Below are 15,136 nucleotides of genomic sequence, written 5' to 3' on the forward strand. Positions count from 1 at the left end.
CCAAGTATTTTATTTTGGACATAAAAGTAAATATTTCATTGGAAAAATTCAAGTTATATGTACTGGTGATGAGCGGACAGAATAGAAATACTGTCCGCAAAACAGGATAATATCTAGCCGGTATTACGCAACCCTTGTGCAATACCATTAATTGTCAGATGGATGAGCTGGAGTATCTCACTATTATCCGGCTGCTGGCGTAATTGTTGCAGCAGATGTATCTGCAACCAGTTAAGTGCATTCAGATAGGGAATACGCAAGGCCAGAGAACGTGCCAGAGTGCGGTTATCACTCAGATAATGCTGACGTTGCAAAATATTAAGCAAAGCCTGTCGGCTGCGTTCAAACTCTTCAGAAAGCATGGTGTAAATGGTTCTGGCAGCTTGCTGATCACTGGCAAGATCTACATAAGCCTCAGCAATAGTGAGATCGGCTTTGGCCATGACTTGATCCATGTTGGAAAGCATGGTTTGAAAAAACGGACTGTTTTTAACCTGCTGCTGTAAGCGTTGCAGATTGGTGCTGTCCTGTTCAATCAGTTCCGCTACTGCACTACCGAAACCGTACCAGGCCGGCAGCATCAGGCGGTTCTGGGTCCATGAAAATACCCATGGTATGGCGCGTAAGTCCTGAATTTTAGCCAGGGTTTTCCGGCTGGCGGGGCGGCTGCCAATATTCAGGCTCGCAATTTCCTGAATCGGGCTGGTTTGCAGAAAATAATCAATAAAGCCTGGGAAGGTAATTAATTGCCGGTAATGTGTGAATGCGCTGGCAGACAATGCATTCATCAGCTCGCTGTCAGGCTCGCTGTTGTGCATGGGTAAAACAGTAGCTTCAAGAGTAGCAGCAATGAGTGCTTCAAGATTACGTTCTGCATTGGTCGGATCAGCATATTTGGCAGTAATAACTTCTCCTTGTTCAGTAATGCGTATTTGTCCGGCTACGCTGCCAGCCGGCTGTGCCATGATTGCGTCGAATGAGGGTCCGCCACCGCGACCGACACTGCCACCGCGGCCATGAAACAGGCGCAGACGGATATGGTGCTGACCAAACAGTTGTACCAGTCTCGACTCAGCCTGATAAAGTGACCACTGGCTGGTTACATAACCACCGTCTTTATTACTGTCGGAGTAGCCCAGCATAATTTCCTGCAGGTTATCACGACTACGCAAAAAAGCACGATACCAGGGCAGATTAAACAATTTATCCATAATACTGATGCAATTATGCAAGGCATCAATGGTCTCAAACAGAGGAACAATATTAATCCGGCTGGTCGGTTTCTCATTACTGATGCTGAGTAAACCGGTTTCTTTCAGCAATAACGCTACCACCAATATATCGCTAACGGTTTCGGCGTTAGAAATAATGCACTGATTGATAGCGCTTTCACCATAGTTATTTTTAATATTCGCCGCAGTCTGGAATATAGCCAGCTCACGCATGGTGTGCGGACTATACTGAATATAAGGGCTGTATAGCGGGCGCTGGGTGCTTAATTCACGTAACAGAACGCGCTGTTTGGCTGCTTCACTTAATGTCTCAAATGTTTCAAGACCGGCGTGTGTAAACAGCTCGGCTACAACTTCGGCATGTTTGGCTGCATGCTGACGCAAGTCGATGGACATCAGATGAAAACCGAACAGGGAAACAGAACGAATCAGGTCCGCCAGTTTGCCTTGTGTGAGCAGGGCACTGCCATTTTGTTGTAGAGAGCTGGCTATATTATTAAGCTCCTGCAAAAGTTCCGCCGGTTGTTTATATGGAGGCAGACCATGATGCTGGTTGTGTGGAGCAATATTCAGTTGCCGGGAGGTAGCATTCAGGCGTGCCTGTATATAGGTAAGAGCACGGCGGTATGGTTCTTCGCTATGAGCCGTTGCGGTATCTGGTGACTGCTCGGCCATATGATACACGCTGCTGTCAATCTGAACGCGACGAGAAGAAAGCGGCAGCAGCTGGTGCAGCTCATCCAGACATTGATGATAATGCTTTAACAAAGTGTCACCCTGAAAGATGAAAGCTTCCTGTAAAGTATCTGCATTAACATACGGATTACCGTCACGATCTCCGCCAACCCAGCCACCGATACTGAGTACATCAGGAAGAGTTATTTGCGGATACGCGCTGGTGAGCTGCTGTTGCAGTTTGCGGTAAAGAGCTGGTACCGCTTTAAAAAAACTCAATGGAAAATAGTTAACGCTATTATAAATTTCATCACTTACGCTGATTTTGAAATGGCGCGTTTCATCAGTCTGCCATAAGGCCAGCAGAATAGTTTCAGCCTGTTGCTTTAGCTGTTCGTTATAGTGATGATCAGAATGGTCGTATTCACTGAGAATGGTGCGGATATGACGCTGAAAGCACAGAATGCACTGGCGCTGTACTTCAGTCGGATGAGCGGTTAGCACTGCACTGATACTGGTTTGCTGCAAAATCTGTTCCAGTTGCGCAGCACTAATCTGCTGTTGCTGAATCTGGTTGATAACATGAGTAAAACTGGTGCGTCCGGGATGCTGTCTGTCATTTTCATATGCCTGTCGCCGCCGTTCATGGTGGGCATCTTCGGCAATATTCAGTACTTGTGCAAACAGGCTGCATGCGCGAATCAAATCTTGCTGTTGTTGTAAATCCAGAGTGGGCACCACCTGTTGAATGATGGTTTGTGGCTGATTACCACTGAGGAGCTGGCGCAATACAGTTTGTACAGTAGCTGTGGTTTCATTTTGCAGGACGTTAAATAGTGCTTCAGTCAGGAATTTGATATCTGCCGACAGGGGCGCATCTTTACGCTCGTCCAGAAGTGATGTTGGCATTGTGTTCTCGCTTTTGCAGACTTGTGTTTATATTGATAACCTGAGTCCATGATATTACGTGGTGATGATACGGGCAATACTACTGATTCGATCAGAGTTATAACCTCAGCTTCTTAGGTTACAAAAATATATTCTTTCTCAATCACCCGAACAGCCTTTTATATTGTTGGCTGATTCTGATTTAACAGAATGATGGAATTTGTTTTTTACATTCTGTTTTTTTGACTTATTAATCATTTTCTTGTTGTGGTTGGTATTTTGCGCTTGGAACATAGCCCGAACAGGATGCTTCCAATGTGTGCCGGTGTTTCTGATACAGCTACCGGTATTGTTTGTGCCTGCCAGGTCTGTGGGAGAGAAGGTTATGCTGTTTTTAAAACAGCCATCTGTACTGCCCGGTTTTTCGCTTAGTCTCGGCATAAGTGTGTTATCGCTGTCAGTACTGGTGCTGTTGCCATTTACGATGCTGGTATGGACTGTTACTGATCTGGGCTGGCATGGTTTTATACAAGTTATTTCTGAACCAAGGACACTTGCTGCGGTATGGCTGACTTTGAAAATGTCTTTACTGGCAATGCTGGCCAGTGTACTGCTGGGAACTTTGGTGGCATGGGTATTGGTACGTTACCACTTCTGGGGTAAGGATCTGGTTAATGCATTGGTGGATTTGCCGTTTGCTTTACCTACTGCAGTAACAGGGGTGGCTTTGGCTACCTTATATGCACCTACAGGGTGGATAGGTGCGTTATTAACTCGGTTTGGATTGCAGATAGCATTTACACCGGCAGGTATCTGGCTGGCATTGTTGCTGGTAAGCCTGCCATTCGTCGTACGCGCAGTACAGCCGGTGCTGGCAGAATTATCAGGAGAATATGAAGAAGCTGCGGCTATTCTGGGTGCTTCCAGATTAACCATTGTATTCAGGGTGCTGCTGCCGGAAGTTTTACCGGCACTGGTAATGGGGGCAGGTATGGCTTTTGCACGCGCTACCGGAGAATACGGTTCCGTAATTTTTATTGCCGGTAATGTGCCATTTAAATCAGAAATTCTGCCGCTGATTATTGTCAGTAAATTTGAATTGTTTGATTTGCCTGCAGCGGCAGCAGTCGCATTATTTATGCTAATAATTTCCTTTACCATTTTGTTTATGCTGAATTTATGGCAATGGCGTCTGAGCCGGCGTATGCAGGGACGATACTGATGAGCACAGTTAAAACCAATGAGTTGCTTACCGAACCGCGCTGGCTGCGCTACTTGCTGATAAGCATAACGCTGCTGTGTCTGGGTTTGCTGTTACTTTTGCCGCTGTTATCGGTATTCAGTTTTGCGCTGGCAAAGGGTTGGCAATTGTATCTGGCTGCTTTGACTGATGAAGAGGCACTCTCAGCTATTCGTTTGTCCTTGCTGATTACTGTTATTGTTGTGCCGGTGAATGTGATACTGGGTGTGGCAATGGCCTGGTTGTTAACCCATTTTTCATTTCGTGGTAAACAGTTATGGACAACCTTGCTGGATCTGCCATTTGCAGTCTCACCGGTCGTGGCGGGTCTGATGTTTGTTTTACTCTTCGGTAGTAACAGCTGGTTCGGTGGCTGGATGGAAACACATGGAATACAGATTATTTTTGCAGTACCGGGTATGGTGCTGGCGACTCTGTTTGTTACCTTCCCTTTTGTGGCGCGTGAGCTCATCCCTTTAATGCAGGCTCAGGGAAGTAGTGAAGAACAGGCTGCACTGATACTGGGTGCCAGTGGCTGGCAAATGTTCTGGCGTGTCACATTACCCAATCTGAAATGGGCTCTGGTTTACGGCATTATTCTGACTAATGCCCGTGCAATGGGTGAATTCGGGGCTGTCAGCATGGTTTCAGGCCATATCCGCGGTGAAACCAATACAATGCCTTTACTGGTAGAGATGATGTATAACGAATACAACATGGTAGGGGCATTTGCTGTTTCCAGTTTACTGGCCTTGCTGGCTTTATGCACGCTGGTATTACAGAAATATCTCGACTGGCGGCAGACACGTTTGTTCAAAGATGCACGGCGCGAGCAGATTGCAGTAAGCGACTGAATAAGTAAAGTACCGTGCTGGGTAGCGATTATGAGTATTCGTATTAAACAGTTAAATAAATATTATGGTGATTATCAAGCCTTGCAGAATATTAATCTGCAGGTACCAACCGGTTCACTGACGGCATTGCTTGGTCCGTCCGGCTGTGGAAAAACCACCTTGTTACGCATCATTGCCGGGCTGGAACGCGCAGATTCGGGTGAGCTGTTTTTTGCTGATGATGAGGTCAGTAATCTTCATGTGCGTGAGCGCCGGGTCGGGTTTATGTTTCAGCACTATGCCTTATTCAGACATATGACCGTATTTGATAATGTGGCTTTTGGTTTACAGGTACTGCCTAAACGCATTCGCCCGAATAAAGCAGAAATAGCTGACCGGGTGCATGAATTATTACAACTGGTGCAGCTTGACTGGCTGGCTAAAGTATATCCGCAGCAACTATCCGGAGGTCAGCGCCAGCGTATTGCTCTGGCACGTGCTCTGGCTACCAGACCAAAGCTGCTGCTGCTGGATGAGCCGTTTGGTGCACTGGATGCCAAGGTGCGCAAGGAATTACGCCAGTGGCTGCTGGAAATTCATCATCAGCTGGGGATTACCAGTGTACTGGTTACACATGATCAGGAAGAGGCGCTGGAAATGGCCGAGCAGATAGTAGTGATGAATCAGGGAAAAGTTGAGCAAAGCGGAGCTGCCTCATCTTTGTATGATAATCCTGAAAATGTATTTGTTACCGAGTTTCTGGGTGAGGTTAATGTATTTGAAGATGCCTGTATTGAACACGGACAATTGTGTCTGGGGCATTATCATGAACCTATTACCACAGGAGAAAAAGCCCGTCAGAATGTAGCTGTTTATATCCGGCCTCAGGAAGTACAGGTATTAACTCATATTCAGGATAATATAATTGCCAGTGCATGCGTAGAAAAAATACATGCTATCGGTGCACAAATAAGGTTATGGTTGCGCCGGGAGGATAATAATCAGCGTATACAGGTATGGCTGTCGCCGGCCGAGTTTCGTACGCTGTCATTGCAGCCGGCTCAGACAGTATGGTTCAGACCTCAGCGGTTGACTATGTTCAGATTGCCGGAGATGGTGGATTACGTGATTTAGTTAGATTAATTTTATTCGGAAAGCCTTTAAATAATTAAATTAAAATAAAATCTGCCTCGGTTATATATGTGTTTTTATTTATATAATTTCAAATATTTTAAGTTAGTAAATATTAATCGTAGGTATTTTTTATCTGCAAAAAAAAGATTAATTAAATGGCAGCTAAGCTATCAATACCAATAAAGATATAATTCAAAAAAAATTATCACAATAAATATTGAATAAATAAAAAACGGCTACCGAAATGATATTCGGTAGCCGCTTTAATTAAATCATCTATGATTTAATTACCCCAATAGGCAGCAAAATTATTTTGCTGAACAAATTGTTGTATCTGATCTGGCATGCCGGAAAGAGAACTATCCTGTCTGGCGGTAAAACCGGACATAGCCGAAGCCAGTTGCTGAGCCTGACTGGCTACAGCCGGACTTTCATTTGCTACAGGAGTAGAATTTCTGGTCAATAAATCACGGTTAAGTAAACTTTTTGAAGTTATACCATAGCCGGATTTACCGGTTTGGGCAGACAAGTAATTTCCTTTAATAATATCTAGATAGCTGATGGTTTTATCATCAAATATAAAGTTGAAAGAATGGGCTCGTGCACTAGAATCAAAGTATCTACTCAAAGTTACAGAATCATCAGTACCATATGCCCGCACGATCAGATCATAACCGGAACGGCTAAATACAGCATTGGTAAGATTTGTTCCCTCAAAAACAATATCATTATATTCACTGGATATATCATTCCCCCTATCATCAATAATATCCTGTCCGTGACCACGCTGAAACAGATAACGATCTTTTCTATCACCACCATCCAGATAATCGTTACCGGTACCGCCATTCAGTATATCAAATCCACCATCTCCGTATAGGTAATCATCACCATTACCGCCATTCAGAATATCATTTCCGCTCCAACCATGTAATGTGTCATCACCATCATCACCATTCAGAATATCATCTTTGTTTTGACCATATAACTTGTCATTACCATAACCGCCACTGATAATGTTTTTGCCCTCCCAGCCATTAATGCCATTAATTGTGTCATTACTGCTATCACCATGGGTAATATAGGTATAATAATTCTGAAAATCTTGATAGGTGATAATTCTATCTTCAAAAATGAATTTATAAGCTTTGGCTGGTTTATAACTGTCAATATAGAAATAATCATTAATAGTAACAGAATCATTCGAACCATAGGCATGAATAATCAGATTTTCGCCAGAGCTGGTAAATACGGCATCAGCAAACTTAGCACCTTGGAAAACAACTTCATTAACATCGCTGGTGAGAAATTTATCATCAATAATGTCTTGCCCGTGTCCACGCTGAAATAAATAACGGTCTGCGGAATCACCACCATCAAGAAAATCATTACCGGCACCACCATTAAGGGTGTCGATGCCATTGTTACCATACAAACTATCGTTGCCATCACCGCCATTCAGGACATCATCCTTATCTTCTCCGTTCAGAATGTCATTACCGGCACCGCCATTCAGAATATTTTTACCGTCTCTCCAGCCATTAATTGTATTATCAGTATCATCACCATCTGCAGTAAAAGTAAAATTATTTTTGATATATTGATAATCAATGGATTTATCGTTAAAAATAAAGTTGAAAGCATTAGCTAGACCGTTAGTGAAATAATCAGTCAGAGTAACAGAATCCTCTGATCCATAAGCCCGAACAATCAAATCTTTGCCGGAGCGGATAAAAACTGCATCGGCAAAATTGGCACCTTCAAAAACAATATCATCGACTTCATTTGAGTAGTTATAGTATCCAGTATCATTAATAGTATCCTGTCCGTGTCCGCGTTGAAACAGATAACGGTCTTTTTCTCTGTCACCTCCATTCAGAATATCATTACCGGCGCCACCATTCAGTATGTCATAACCACTATCGCCATATAAGGTATCATTGCCGTTACCGCCATTCAGGATATCATTGTCGTATCCACCCCATAAGATATCGCTGCCATCATTTCCGTTCAGAGTATCATTGCCACTTAGCCCGTATAGAGTATCATTACCCACACCTCCGTTCAGAATATCGTTACTATCGGTACCCACTATTGTTTTATTAGTAATCACTGTGGGCGTAAAAGTGTAATTATTTTTAAGATATTCATAATCGATAGTTTTATCAGTAAAGATAAAATTAAAAGCTCGTTTGGAACCGTCAGTAAAATAATTAGTTAGCGTAACAGAATCATCTGAGTGATAAGCGTGTATGACTAAATCGTTCCCGGAACGGGTAAAAGTAGCATCATTAGAATAGGCATCTTCAAAAATAACGTCATTAGCATATACTGGCTGGTTACCATTGTATCCTTCATTGATAATATCCTGTCCGTGACCATACTGAAACAGGTAAGTGTCTTTTTCATTATAACCACCGTTTAGGATGTCATTGCCTGTACCTCCGATCAGAACATCAGAACCTTTTCCTCCATATAATTTGTCATCGCCATCACCGCCATTAAGTATATCGTCACCACCTGCTCCATTGAGTTCGTCATCGCCATCATCTCCATTCAGAACATCATCTTTGTCTTGCCCATATAGAAAATCATTACCGCCACCGCCGCTAAGAATATTTTTACCATCCCAGCCATCAATTTTGTTATTGGTATTATCACCAATAGCAGTAAAAGAGTAATCGTTATTAACAAGGTCGGAATAAGTAATTATTTTGTCATTAAAAATAAAATTATAAGCATGGCTATTACTATTAGGAAGATAACTATTTTTGTAAAAATAATTATTTATAGTAACAGAATCATCGCTACCATAGGCATGGATAACCAGATTATTATCAGAACGGGTAAATACTGCATTTGCAAAATTTACTCCCTCGAATATAACATCATTCACCTCTACAGATTGATTGCTATAATAACTTTCTTGGATGATATCCTGTCCGTGTCCGCGCTGAAATATATAAGTGTCTTTTTCATTGTGGCCACCATCAAGAATATCATTGCCGGCACCACCATTGAGAATATCTGAACCATTACCACCATTTAATCTATCATTGCCAGCACCTCCATTAAGCGTATCGTTACCGTCTTGTCCACTTAAATAGTCATCGCCGTCATCGCCGTTTAAAATATCATCTTGTTTATTTCCATATAGAACATCATTACCGCCACCACCATTCAAAATATTTTTGCCTTCCCAGCCATTTTCGTAGTTTCTACGACTATCACCTATAAAAGTAAGGGGAAAATTATTTAATATATATTGATAATTAATGGTTTTATCATCAAAGATAAAATTAAAATCCTGTTTATTGCTACAATTGAAATAATTAATTATAGTAACGGAGTCATCACTACCATAGGCATGGATAATCAAATTATCTCCATACCGGCTGAATGCAGCATTTGCTGAATAGGCTACTTTAAAGATAAGATCATAACTGTTTGCTGTATTATCGGTAGTATATCCGTTATAGATAACGTCTTGTCCGTGTCCTTTTTCGAACTGAAAAATGTCTTTTTGTCCGCCTCCTCCGTAGAGTATGTCATTACCCGTCCCGCCGATAAGAATATCATTACTACCATCACCATATAATGTATCGTTGCCGGCACCACCATTCAGAATATTTTTGCCTTCCCAGCCTCTAATAATATTATTTTGATCATTGCCATTAGCAGTAAAGGTGTAATTATTTTTGAAATATTCATAAGTGATCGTTCTATCATCAAAGATAAAATTAAATGCGCGACTGTCTAATGTACTATCTATTTTACTATTTGCGCCACTGCCTAATATGTAGTCAAAATAATCAATTAAGGTGACAGAATCATTTGAGCCATAGGCACTGATAACCAGATTATTGCCAGAACGGGTAAAGACAGCATCCGCAGATTTCGCACCCTGAAAAACAAGGTCATTAATTGCAGAAGTTTGATTAGGTTTACTCATATCGTTAATAATGTCCTGTCCGTGCCCTTTTTGGAACAGGTAACGATCTTTTTCAAAATTTCCGCCATTAAGAATATCATTACCGGCACCACCATTTAATGTATCACAACCGTAGTCGCCATTAAGAATATCATCACCGTTTTCTCCGTTGAGTTCGTCATTGCCATCGCCGCCATTCAGGATATCATCACCATTTCTACCCCACAGAACATCATTACCATAACCCCCGTTCATAATATCCTTACCTACCCAGCCGATAAGGGTATTGTTACCGGCATCACCATTGGATGGAATACCATAATCGGTTTTGAGATTTTCGTAAGTGATGGTTTTATCATCAAAGATAAAGTTAAAGGCACGGCTGCTTTTATTCAGATCAAAATAATCCGGCAAGGTAACGGAATCAGTAGTGCCGTAGGCACGGATAATCAGATCATTACCGGCACGGGTAAATAGGGCATTTACTGAATTGGCACCCTGAAATACCAGATCATTGCGCTTTTGTTGTAAGTAAGAAATGGCGTAATCATCTCCTTTATCATTGATAACATCCTGCCCATGTCCCCGCTGGAAGATATACTGATCTTTTTCGTAATCGCCGCCATTGAGAATATCGTTACCGTAGCCACCATTGAGAATATCAAAACCAGTGCCGCCAGTTATCGTATCATTGCCGTAACCGCCATTAAGCACATCATTACCGGCATCGCCGTAGAGAATATCATCTCCACCATCACCATTAAGAATATCGTTGCCATTACCTCCGTTCAGGGTATCGTTGCCGTAACCGCCATTGAGCTGATCATTACCGGCATCGCCATAGAGAATATCGTCTCCATCATCGCCGTTGATAATATCGTCGCCATCAGCTCCATTCAGCGTATCATTACCGGTACCGCCATAAAGGGTGTCGTTACCATTACCACCATTTAAGATATCATTGCCGGCTTCGCCGTAGAGAGTATCATCTCCATCATTGCCGTTAAGAGTATCGTTACCGTCACCTCCATAAAGAAGATCTTTACCCTGCCAGCCATTAATGATATTGTCATTATAATCGCCGTTTACACTAAAGGTATAATCGCTCTTCAGATTTTCGTAGGTTATCGTTTTATCATTGAAAATGAAGTTAAAAGCGCGGCTGTTTTTATTATAGTCAAAATAATCATTTAAGATAACAGAATCTCTGGAGTTATTAGTGTAGATAATCAGATTATTACCGGAGCGTTTAAATAATGCCTCAGCGGAATTGATATTTTCAAAAACAATATCATTGCGTTGTTGTTGCCAATAAGAGTCAGAACTATCATATCCCTGATCACTGATAGTATGCTGTCCGTGGCCGTTTCTGAATACGTACCTGTCTTTTACCCAGTCATTACCCTGAATAAGACCATTAGTGTTTGCTGAATTAGGACTTTCTGCAAAAGCTGCTGATTTCAGAGAGTTTATTTCAGTTCTTGGCTGGGAATTATTTTGCTGTCTGTATAAATTGTTTAAAGTTTCCATAATCCTGAATCTCCTTGATTAAAGTTTATATTCTTAAATAAAGTTTGCTGACTAGTCAGAATCAGCACTGATTATGATATTTAAGTTTTAATCATTATAAATCAAAGCTTTATGTATCATAATCTGAGAGTATATATACTCTGTATAACCGGTATAAAATTTGATTTATATCAAACAATTTATATTTTTTTAAAATACTATGATTTTTTTATTATGTAAATATCTGTTTTTATTAAAAATTATGCATAATTAATTTTATTTTTAAATTATTTAATATATTTATGAATTTAAATTATGACAAATTGAATTTTAATTGCTTTGTAATGTATAAAAGGACATATCCGGATATATATGCGGATATGTCGTTGCGATTTACTGATGATTAATGGTCGCTGACACGTTCAATAATTGCGCCCACTCCGCCTAGCTTCTGTTCTATATTTTCATAGCCGCGATCAAGATGATAAATACGTTCAACTGTAGTTTCACCACTGGCTACCAGACCGGCAAGTACCAGACTGGCAGAAGCGCGTAAATCGGTAGCCATAACAGTTGTACCAGATAATTGTTCCACACCTTCCACAATTGCAGTATTACCTTCAGCGGATATCCGGGCACCCATGCGATTAAGTTCGGGTACATGCATAAAACGGTTTTCAAAAATGGTTTCTACTACTTTACTGTTACCGCTGGCAATACTATTCATTACCATAAACTGTGCTTGCATATCGGTAGGAAATGCCGGATAGGGGAGGGTGCGGATATCGATAGCTTTGGGACGCTGTTGCATGTCGATGCTGATCCAATCGTCACCGGCTTCAATAATTGCACCGGCTTCACTCAGCTTTTCCAGAATGGCCTGCATGGTTTTAGGTGCAGCATGTTTAAGAACGACTTTGCCGCCGGTCATAGCCACTGCACACAAAAAAGTTCCGGCTTCTATGCGGTCGGGAACGACACGGTGACTGCATCCATGTAACTTTTCTACACCGGTAATGGTAAGAGTAGGTGTACCTATTCCCTGAATATTGGCACCCATTTTAACCAGACAATCGGCAAGATCGGTAACTTCCGGTTCCATGGCAGCATTTTCCAGAATAGTCGTTCCGTTTGCCAGTGTTGCAGCCATTAACAGATTTTCTGTGCCGGTTACGGTAACCATATCCATAACAATATGTGCACCTTGCAGACGTTTTGCCCGGGCTTTGACATAACCATGCTCAATACTGATTTCTGCCCCCATGGCTTCAAGCCCTTTGAGGTGCTGGTCTACCGGTCTCGATCCGATGGCACAGCCTCCGGGTAGGCTGACCTGAGCCTCACCAAAGTGTGCCAGTGTGGGACCCAGTACCAGAATAGATGCACGCATGGTTTTAACCAGATCGTATGGTGCACAGGTATTATTGATACTGTTACAGTTTATTTCAAATTCCTGAATATTATCTGTAAGTACACGTGCTCCCATGCCCTGTAACAGTTTTTGGGTGGTTTTAACATCACGAAGCATGGGCACATTGGCCAGATGCAGGGTATCACGAGTCAGTAAGGAGGCACATAACAAAGGTAAAGCGGCATTTTTAGCGCCGGAAATAACAATTTCACCGTGTAATGCGCCGTTAGCACGGATTTTTAATTTTTCCATATGGATTCTCAATTATGGCAATAGTGTCTGTTTGCCGGATTAATGCTGTTTGACAGCCCATTCGTCAGGAGTGGCGGCAGTGGTAATGGATAGTGCATGTAATTCATTACTGGCAATCTGCTGCGCTAACCCGTCTTTAATCATACGATGGCGTGCCAGCCGGTTTTTTCCGTTAAAGGCACTGGATACAATCCGGGCAAAGAAATGATGACCATCACCTTCAACCTCAAGATATTCACAAGGTAGAAGGTTTGCAATCATGGTTTTAACTTCTTCTGGTGTTAACATAACGTGCTCCGGAATAGTTATTAATAAGGCGGCTATTATAGCGTTTTGCTGTGTCTAATTGCGTAATTTCCAGCCTGATTTCAGGATGCCGCAGACAAGAAAACACAGGACGATAGCAAAGCTGCCGACTACTGTTAGTGCAAGCCAGGGAGAGGAATCACTCTGGCCGAAAAAACCAAAACGGAAGCCGTCAATCATATAAAAAACCGGATTGAAATGGCTGAGTGAACGCCAGAATTCAGGCAGGCTGTTGATAGAATAGAATACACCGGACAGAAATGTTAAAGGCATGATAAGAAAGTTCTGAAAAGCGGCCAGCTGATCAAATTTTTCTGCAACAATGCCGGCAAGTAAGCCAAACATACCCATAATGGCACATCCGAGCAGTGCAAATGTTATTATCCAGCCAATATGATGTGGCATGGTTAATCCGAAAAAAGCTGTTACTGCTATGACTCCAATACCTACCATCAGTCCGCGCAGGATGGAAGCGCCGACATAAGCGCAAAAGAAAGCAATGGTACCCAATGGCGGCAACAGAATAAATATCAGATTACCGGTAATCCGTGACTGAATCAGGCTGGAAGATGAGTTGGCAAAAGCATTTTGCAGCATGGACATCATAGCCAGGCCCGGTATCAGAAATACATTGTAACTGACTCCCGGTAATATATCAGGACGCCCCTGCATTACATGAGCAAATATCAGCTGATACAGCAAGGCGGTGAGGATAGGAGCAGATAAAGTTTGAAAACCTACTTTCCAGAATCGCAATACTTCTTTTTTAAAAAGGGTGTAGCAACCAATTGTATTCATTTTGTGCCTTTCGCATGGTCACTGGTCAGGCGCAGAAAAACGTTTTCCAGATCGTTTTCCAGAATATTTAGATTGATAACGTTAATTCTCTGAGTCTGCAGAATTTGTAATAAGGCTGTTAGCTGGTTGTAGTCAGCGAGTTTAAGCAGATAATGGTTATTATCATCTTCTTTAATCAGATAATGACGTAAATTATCCGGTAATGTTTGATCTGTAGTTAATGCCAGCCGTAATTCTGTTTCGGTATCCAGCAAATTGCGTGTGCTGTCCAGTGCGACAATTTCGCCATGTTTCAGCATGGCGATGCGATTGCATAATGATTGTGCTTCTTCCAGATAATGTGTGGTTAGAATAATGGTATGGCCGTCTGTATTCAGCCGGGTAATAAACTGCCACAGATTCTGACGTAATTCTACGTCTACTCCGGCTGTGGGTTCGTCCAGTACGATAACGGGCGGTCGGTGTACTAATGCCAGAGCAACCATAACGCGGCGTTTCATCCCGCCAGACAGATTACGTGTGTTTGTGTCGGCTTTATCTGTCAGTCCGAGACCGGCGATAATTTCATCTATCCAGTCATCGTTATTACGCAGACCAAAATAGCCGGACTGAAACTTCAGTGCTTCACGTACGTTAAAAAAAGGATCGAAAACCAGTTCCTGCGGAACGACACCCAGAAGTTTACGGGTAGTGTTTGCTTCCAGTTGTACATCATGACCACAAATGCTGATTTGTCCGGAAGTCAGGCGGCTTAGTCCGGCCATTGCGGAAATGAGAGTAGTTTTGCCGGCACCGTTAGGACCGAGTAAACCAAAAAATTCACCGGGCTGGACGCTAAAGCTGACACCTTTTAAAGCAGTAAAACCATTAGCATAGGTTTTTACTGCTTGTTTAATACAAAGAGCAGGGGAAGTCATAAAATTGAAT

Annotated in this window: 9 protein-coding genes; 3 read left to right on the top strand and 6 right to left on the bottom strand. The window is 42.2% G+C overall.

The annotated features are described in order from the left end of the window. Nucleotides 1-113: 113 nt before the first annotated feature. Entirely contained in the window at nt 114-2,816 is a 2,703-nt protein-coding gene (gene ppc, locus SALWKB2_RS01055) for a phosphoenolpyruvate carboxylase (RefSeq protein WP_025329850.1), read from the bottom strand. Between the two features lie 364 nt (nt 2,817-3,180). On the opposite strand from ppc, the gene cysT reads away from it, so the two are divergent. The 3 genes from cysT to SALWKB2_RS01070 are packed head-to-tail and all read left to right on the top strand — an operon-like array spanning nt 3,181 to nt 6,002. Then, complete coding sequence (gene cysT, locus SALWKB2_RS01060) at nt 3,181-4,017, top strand: sulfate ABC transporter permease subunit CysT (protein ID WP_025329851.1); 837 nt, start codon at nt 3,181-3,183, stop codon at nt 4,015-4,017. Next, nucleotides 4,017-4,889 carry a sulfate ABC transporter permease subunit CysW gene (cysW, locus tag SALWKB2_RS01065; protein WP_025329852.1) on the top strand — a complete coding sequence of 291 codons (873 nt, stop codon included), beginning with the start codon at nt 4,017-4,019 and terminating at the stop codon, nt 4,887-4,889. Before cysT ends, cysW begins: the two co-directional genes overlap by 1 nt. A 30-nt stretch (nt 4,890-4,919) precedes the next feature. Continuing rightward, nucleotides 4,920-6,002, top strand: a complete 1,083-nt coding sequence (locus SALWKB2_RS01070; protein WP_025329853.1) for a sulfate/molybdate ABC transporter ATP-binding protein — start codon at nt 4,920-4,922, stop codon at nt 6,000-6,002. Nucleotides 6,003-6,285: 283 nt separating this feature from the next. Here the strand turns inward: SALWKB2_RS01070 and SALWKB2_RS12620 are convergent, their stop codons facing one another. The 5 genes from SALWKB2_RS12620 to SALWKB2_RS01095 all read right to left on the bottom strand — a co-directional run bounded on the left by SALWKB2_RS12620 (nt 6,286) and on the right by SALWKB2_RS01095 (nt 15,126). Beyond that, nucleotides 6,286-11,463, bottom strand: coding sequence for a calcium-binding protein (locus SALWKB2_RS12620; protein WP_025329854.1), 5,178 nt, complete (start codon nt 11,461-11,463; stop codon nt 6,286-6,288). 382 nt (nt 11,464-11,845) lie between these two features. Beyond that, nucleotides 11,846-13,105 carry a UDP-N-acetylglucosamine 1-carboxyvinyltransferase gene (murA, locus tag SALWKB2_RS01080; protein WP_025329855.1) on the bottom strand — a complete coding sequence of 420 codons (1,260 nt, stop codon included), beginning with the start codon at nt 13,103-13,105 and terminating at the stop codon, nt 11,846-11,848. Nucleotides 13,106-13,144: 39 nt separating this feature from the next. After that, nucleotides 13,145-13,393 (bottom strand): BolA family protein, encoded by a 249-nt coding sequence (locus tag SALWKB2_RS01085; protein ID WP_025329856.1) that lies wholly within the window; start codon nt 13,391-13,393, stop codon nt 13,145-13,147. A 54-nt stretch (nt 13,394-13,447) separates the two neighbouring features. Further along, nucleotides 13,448-14,209, bottom strand: coding sequence for an ABC transporter permease (locus SALWKB2_RS01090; protein WP_038648602.1), 762 nt, complete (start codon nt 14,207-14,209; stop codon nt 13,448-13,450). Beyond that, nucleotides 14,206-15,126, bottom strand: a complete 921-nt coding sequence (locus SALWKB2_RS01095; protein WP_025329858.1) for an ABC transporter ATP-binding protein — start codon at nt 15,124-15,126, stop codon at nt 14,206-14,208. Before SALWKB2_RS01095 ends, SALWKB2_RS01090 begins: the two co-directional genes overlap by 4 nt. Nucleotides 15,127-15,136: the final 10 nt, after the last annotated feature.

Origin of the sequence: Snodgrassella alvi wkB2 (assembly GCF_000600005.1) — a bacterium.
GTDB classification, from domain to species: domain Bacteria; phylum Pseudomonadota; class Gammaproteobacteria; order Burkholderiales; family Neisseriaceae; genus Snodgrassella; species Snodgrassella alvi.